Here is a 6,675-nt window from a genome sequence, read left to right as displayed (position 1 = left end):
TTCCTATACGCTAGGAGTCAGTATTAAATAAGAACGTTATCAACTTAAAGATTGTACTGACATCAGAAGGCAGATTCAAGAATACTTTTTCTGCTCACTAGGGGGACACGTTGCCGTGTCCCCCTTTACCTTCCTTTATGTACGCATCAACTAGTTCTCGGTTGACAAGATATAGCAGGGAACAGGGAATAGGGAACTCTTAACAGGCTTGAAAGTCTCTTGGTGTCAGTGTTTTATGATTAGCTTATGTCAACCGCTACCTGGCAACTGCTATAGAAGCAAGCGATCGCACTTCCTGTTTCTGTCCGCGCCAAGGAATTCTCATGGAGACGGTTTGCGCTCGCCGACAGTGAAGTAAGTAATGTGGCCTATTGTTCTTGATCGCATTGATTGATGGTTTATGCAAGGGCTAATGTAGATATGGGATTGGCGTAGAATGCAACTCTGTGTTTCCTGTGCTTTCCAGAGAAATATAGAAGTTACAATCAAAGTCATGAAGCCAATGCCTATAGGACTAAATGACTATGCAGATTAAGCAAATTTCTGTCAGTGGCTTATTTGGAATTTTTGACCATGTGATTCCATTGAATATAGATGAACGAATCACCATCATTCATAGCCCAAATGGTTTTGGAAAAACAGCCATATTAAGAATTGTCAATAGTTTTTTTAACTCCCGAAATGCAGAATTGAAAACCATACCATTTAGAACTTTTCGATTTGAATTTGATAATAATAGTAGTCTTGAAATAAAAAATACCGATAATGCAGAGGAATCAAAAAATAATAATATTATTTTCAATTTTTATCAGCCTGATTCAGAGCAAGATTCTTTTCCTATAAAACCAATGAAAATTATTAGTGATCTAGACGTTAGGATTGTTATTATAGATAAGATTATACCAGGCTTAGAACGAATATCTCCTCGAAAATGGCTGTATGATCCTACTGGAGAAACTCTTTCTTTAGAACAAGTTTTAGAACGTTTTGATAATTTATTGCCTTCATCATTTAAGTCACAAGAAGAACCTGATTGGCTAGAAAACTTGAGAAGCAAGATTCATATTCGTCTCATTGAATCACAACGGTTGCTTAATTTAGTTTCTAATCGTTCTTCCAAACGGTCTGCTGAAACACCTTCAACATTGCCAACTGTGTCTGTCTATTCTGATGAACTTGCTAAACTGATGCAAGATAAATTTAAAGAATACGGTACAATATCTCAATCTCTTGACAGAACTTTTCCAGTTAGAGTAGTTAAGCAACAGCCATCCACAGATTTAACAGATGAACAACTTCGTCATCAACTAAACGAACTTGAAGCGACTCGTTCTCGTCTCATAGAAGTAGGTCTTTTAGATAAAGATGAAGATGCAGAATTTCAAATCCAGCCTCAAGATATAGATGAAAGCACCAAAAATGCTCTGTCGGTATATGTTCAAGATGTAGAAAAAAAGTTGAGCGTTTTTGCTGAAATAGCAAGTAAGATTGATTTATTAAGGAAAATTATTAATAATAAATTTGCCTATTCTTACAAAGAGATAAACTTTAGTAAAGAAAAGGGATTCGTTGTCACAACAAGTTATGACTCTCCATTATCTAATTCAAAAGCTCTTTCACCAACAGATTTGTCATCTGGCGAACAACATGAGTTAGTTCTTTTATATGAATTACTATTTAAAGTTCAACCTAACTCCCTAGTCTTAATCGATGAGCCGGAATTATCTCTTCATGTAGGATGGCAGGTTCAGTTTTTAAAGGACTTACAAGACATTACACAGCTTGCAGATTTAAATATACTAATGGCTACTCATTCACCAGATATCATTCAAGATCGCTGGGATTTGACGGTTGAACTGAAAGGGCCACAAAAGTGAAAGATTTTCTGACAGTTGACCGTGTTGCTAACCAAATACGATTACGACGAAGCACATATACTGGAAATTTTCTATTAGTGGAAGGAAGTTCTGATACAAATTTCTATAAGCGATTTGTTGATCAATTAGTTTGTGAGTTAGTCGAAACATCAGGAAAACCCTCTAGTAAACAGCGTGCTATTGACATTTTACAAATTTTGGAAAAATCAAATTTTCAGGGAGTTTTAGCGATTGTTGATGCAGATTTTGATCGCCTTGAAACTTTGTTATACACCAGTCCTAATCTACTCCGCACCGACAGCCATGACCTTGAAACTATGCTGATTAACTCACCAGCATTTAACAAAGTACTCTCTGAGTTTGGTTCTGAAGAAAAAATTGGCAAGTTTAATCGAGACGTAAGATTAGTATTACTTGAAAATGGAATGTCGATAGGTTATTTGCTTTGGATTTCTAAGTGTGACGGATTAAACCTAACCTTTGAGGGTATTATATTTAGCAAGTTCATTGATGAGCAAACTCTGCAAATTGATGAAGTCAAGCTGATTCAGGAGGTTAAGAATAAATCCCAAGCTTTCTCTTTGAAAGACGAAGATTTACGACAACAGCTAAATAGTCAGAAAAGCAATAACCATGATCCGTGGCAAATCTGCTGTGGTCATAATTTGGTGGAAATTCTGTCGTTTAGCTTACGCAGAGTGCTTGGTTCTAACAAAGCTGCTGATGTTGAACCGAACAGTCTTGAACGTAGTTTGCGGCTTGCTTACGAAGAAATCTATTTTCGCCAAACACAACTCTACTTGGACATTCGGATATGGGAAAGCAATAATCAGCCATTTAGGGTTTTGCGGAATGACACATAATACCAAATTCGTAAACTATGTATAGTATTCTTATTTTTGACACGCCAGCGTTTGAAGAGTGTTGGTGTCGGTAGAAAATCAGGCGATCGCAAACCTACATTATTAATGCGTCGGCCGCATGGGTATTATCTTTCTACCAGGCCCTGCACTTTTGCCGCATATTTTTAAAAGCTTTTTATCTAAGCCGTTTAATAAGCCTGCTATAAAGGCATAAAAGCTAACATAACTATTGCCAATACTCGTAACTCGTACATATAAAAAGACCTAACCGCATATGCTTAATTATATAGTTATTATTACTTCTTAAATCAGGAAACCCACTCAATTCACTAGCTCACGGGTACGCGTCTATGGATGCAACACACGTTGGGGGCGCACAGATGTTCGCCCCCACAAGTTGATTATTTACAAGCCTTTATTTAAGTTCCCAACTAAACCTTTGCTTCCAAAGACTTGAGTAACTCGGTATTCACACCCGACTCACGAGTTAGGGCAATTTTGCCAGTGCGGGCGATTTCTCTCAAACCAAATTTTTGCAACACCTGCACGATCGCTACCATTTTACCTGGATCTCCCACAACTTCTAAGGTGAGAGAATCTTCCGCCACGTCCACAACTCGCGCCCGGAAAATCTGAGACAGTTCAATCACTTCTGAGCGATTGCTGCTACTAGCATTCACCTTCAAAAGCATCAATTCCCTCTCGACGCAAGGAGTTTCGGTAATGTCCTGGACTTTAAGGACATTGACTAACTTGTACAGTTGCTTGGTGAGTTGCTCGATGACGCGATCGTCACCAGGTATAACCATCGTAATTCGGGAGACTCCTCCTTGTTCAGCAGGCCCAACGGCAAGGCTTTCAATATTAAAGCCGCGACGCGCAAATAAACCAGAAATGCGGGAAAGAACACCCGCCTCATCTTCTACGAGAACTGAAAGGGTATGTTTCATCTTCGCCAATAGAGGCTAGAGCAGGAATTGAGGAACGCAGACACTAACTAACGGCTAGGCTAGAGGTACTACCGCACTAAAAAAGTCAGTGCGACCTTCTATTTTAAACTTAATAGTTGCACTCATTGCATTTTATAGAGAGAAATTGGGCAGAAATCATACTGCAAGCCGGAATTTCATTGATGCATATCTTTTGATTGGCAGATGCGGCATTTTTGTAAAGCTTTTATACTCAGGTTTGATGAGCCTCTAATAGGAGAAAGGTTTTTATGGGTTGGTTACAAAGATTGTTTGGAATGGAAAAACCTCAAAATGCCGAAATAAATCCGACTCCACAGGCAATAGCGCAAGCTCCGAGTACTAGCGTTGCACCTACTGCTACTCAATCAATACCGCCAGAACGTCTGGGATTAAACGGAGAATACGACCAAAGTGGTTTAGCAAAGCGGGTAGCGTTGGCATTTGATGAAGACCCCCAACTCGACGATGTTAATACCCTTTGGGTTGCTCAGACAGGCAGCACTGTAGTATTGAAAGGTAAAGTTCCTAGTCAAGAAATTCTCAACAAAATGACTTCTGTAGCCCGTTCAGTGAATGGTACTACAGATGTTGACACTAACCAAGCCACGATTGGCTAAGTGTTAAGAAATTCAATCGTGGTAAAGGTACTAGCTGACGCGATCGCACCCATTGCATAACATTTAGGGAATAACCAACGGTTGGCGATGCCTGCGGCGGGCTTCGCCTACGCTAACCCATCTCTCAATCCAATCTAAAATAGCTTGGTTGACTTGTTGTGGAGATTCATCATGGGGACAATGCCCTACATCCTCCAATTTCAGCACTTCCAATTTCTCGTTGTACTGGGCAAATTGGCTAGCAAGGGCTGGGGGAACAAACCGATCTTTTTCTCCCCAAATTAACAACATCGGAATTGTTAAGGTTGGTAATACTTTCTTGACACTGGGACTAAAGTTAATTCCGATCGCAGCTTTAAACAAGGCACTAAAAGCTCTCGCGGAACCCCGGTCTAGGGGAGGTTCAGCTAAAATTTCTATCAGTTCATCGGTAATCGCCTCTGGGTTAGCGTAGGCGAGACTAGCCCAGCGACGCAGCACCCCTGGACGGCGCACGAAGTTAAACACAGGTTTAAGTATCAACGGCGAAGCAACAATATTTTTAATTGCTCTGACAACTGGTTGCAGCACAGGCGGAATTGCTTCTTGCTCTAATGACGGGTCGGGTAAACTCATCATCACCATACCCCGCACCATATCGGGATGAGCGGCGGCGGCGGCCATAGAAATCAGTGAACCATTAGAATTGCCTATTAATATCGCTGGTTCACGGATAAATGTTTTCCAGAAATCGTAAACCTGCTCAACCCAGAATTCGATGCTGTAATTAGCTGCGGCTTTTTCAGAAGCGCCAAAACCCAACATATCTATGGCGTAGACTGTGTGATGTTCACCCAACACCTCTAAATTATGTCGCCAATGACCAATAGAAGCGCCAAAGCCATGTAGCAATATCAGGGGTGTTGTCTGGTGGTGATTTTGGCTAGGACGAATGTAAGTGTAGCGGGTTTGCCAGCCGCGCCAAACCCAATCCCTTTGATTACCAACCCGTTCCTGCCAGTGTACCGCAGTGGTCACACTTACCTCCGATTTATCAGCGTGAAATTCTATTATAAAACTTTGATTTTTCACATTATATGGAAAAACCTAACCCCCAGCCCCTTCCCTGCAAGGGAAGGGGAGTAAGATTCAAAGCCTCTCCCCTCTGAGGCTATGGTGTACACAGATATCTGTGCAAAACCAAAATCGTTGTAGATCCTCCTAAATCCCCCTTAAAAAGCGGGACTTTGAGAAGTTTTTGCCCCCCTTTTTAAGGGAGGTTGGGGGGATCAAAAGTCTATGGTGCAACTCTAGAAGACTTGTGCGTACACCGTAGCCTAAGAGGGGAGAGGTTTGGAAAGAGGTTAAAACTACTTCCGTAACTTCTCAAGCTCTGCATCTGTAAACGGATTCTTCCCCGCCCGTAAATCTTTCACCCAGCGCTGCCGTTGTGATTTACTATCTTTATCGTCACTCTGGGCGATGTATGCTTCAAAGTCAGTAATCGCTCCTTGGGTATTGCCTGTCAGCGCCCTTGCCACTCCCCGGCTATCAAGAATATACCCATTTTCAGGTGCAAGGGCAACGGCTTTGTCACAGGCAAATAACACATTCTTGGCATATCCTCCCAGACTACCTTGGCGACAAAGTGTGTTCCAAGAATCGGCAGAAATTTCCCCGTTGGGATCTAACTTTTGGGCTTCTGCGTAATCTGCTAGTGCTTCCTTGACTTCACCATCTCGAATAATTGTCTCTCCTTCTGCAATCAAACGTTCCGCGTTTCCTTTGTTAGCAAACTCTTGTGCTTTTATCTTGGGGTCAAATTTTAAACTGGGATTCCATTTGAAGGCTGTGTGAAAGGTCGCAACTGCATTATCAATATTGTCCTCTCTGGCTTCGTTTTCACCTTCTTGAACTAAAAACGGTGCTGCTGCTATTAAGTTAGATTTATTTTGGCAGACCTCTAATGTTTCCAAGTCTTTGGGATTGGTGACAAGATAATCATTCAGCCATTGACAACCGCGAGACAACAGTTCATCAAGGGTGTCAGCCCGCCACACCCGCGCGGTGTTGTCTGCTAAGGCGGTGAGAATGCGTTTGCCATCCGGGCTAAAACTGGCGCTGTTGACTCTGCCGGTATGCCCTTTGAGTTCGGCGATTTGCTTACCGGAGATGTCCCACACCCGCGCGGTGTTGTCTGCTGAGGCGGTGAGAATGCGTTTGCCATCCGGGCTAAAACTGGCGCTGTAGACATAGCTGGTATGCCCTTTGAGTTCGGCGATTTGCTTACCGGAGATGTCCCACAACCGCGCTGTGTTGTCTGCTGAGGCGGTGAGAATGCGTTTGCCATCCGGGCTAAAACTGGCGC

The 6,675-nt window shown here is 42.1% G+C and carries 5 protein-coding genes and 1 pseudogene; 3 read left to right on the top strand and 3 right to left on the bottom strand.

Annotated features, from left to right (window positions below; genetic code table 11):
* Window positions 1-524: 524 nt before the first annotated feature.
* Together HWQ41_RS30645 and HWQ41_RS30640 are read left to right on the top strand one after the other, a co-directional pair.
* On the top strand, window positions 525-1,877 hold the full coding sequence (locus tag HWQ41_RS30645; protein ID WP_292771447.1) for an AAA family ATPase: 1,353 nt from the start codon (window positions 525-527) through the stop codon (window positions 1,875-1,877).
* Window positions 1,874-2,740 carry a DUF4435 domain-containing protein gene (locus HWQ41_RS30640; protein ID WP_292771444.1) on the top strand — a complete coding sequence of 289 codons (867 nt, stop codon included), beginning with the start codon at window positions 1,874-1,876 and terminating at the stop codon, window positions 2,738-2,740. Before HWQ41_RS30645 ends, HWQ41_RS30640 begins: the two co-directional genes overlap by 4 nt.
* Window positions 2,741-3,171: 431 nt before the next feature.
* On the opposite strand, the gene ilvN is transcribed toward HWQ41_RS30640, so the two are convergent.
* Entirely contained in the window at window positions 3,172-3,690 is a 519-nt protein-coding gene (gene ilvN / locus HWQ41_RS30635) for an acetolactate synthase small subunit (protein WP_292771441.1), read from the bottom strand.
* Between the two features lie 269 nt (window positions 3,691-3,959).
* Here ilvN and HWQ41_RS30630 point away from each other — a divergent pair, with 269 nt between their 5' ends.
* On the top strand, window positions 3,960-4,328 hold the full coding sequence (locus HWQ41_RS30630; protein WP_292771439.1) for a phospholipid-binding protein: 369 nt from the start codon (window positions 3,960-3,962) through the stop codon (window positions 4,326-4,328).
* 63 nt (window positions 4,329-4,391) lie between these two features.
* Here HWQ41_RS30630 and HWQ41_RS30625 read toward each other — a convergent pair whose 3' ends face one another.
* Entirely contained in the window at window positions 4,392-5,345 is a 954-nt protein-coding gene (locus HWQ41_RS30625; protein WP_292771436.1) for an alpha/beta fold hydrolase, read from the bottom strand.
* 332 nt (window positions 5,346-5,677) lie between these two features.
* A pseudogene (locus HWQ41_RS30620) lies at window positions 5,678-6,675 on the bottom strand (ribosome assembly protein 4); the annotation flags it as partial.

It is taken from the genome of Nostoc sp. NOS(2021) (genome assembly GCF_017115025.1).
In the GTDB taxonomy this organism is placed as follows: Bacteria; Cyanobacteriota; Cyanobacteriia; order Cyanobacteriales; family Nostocaceae; genus Nostoc.
Note: the sequence above shows the minus strand (reverse complement) of the source record. Positions and strands in the feature narration are given on the sequence as shown.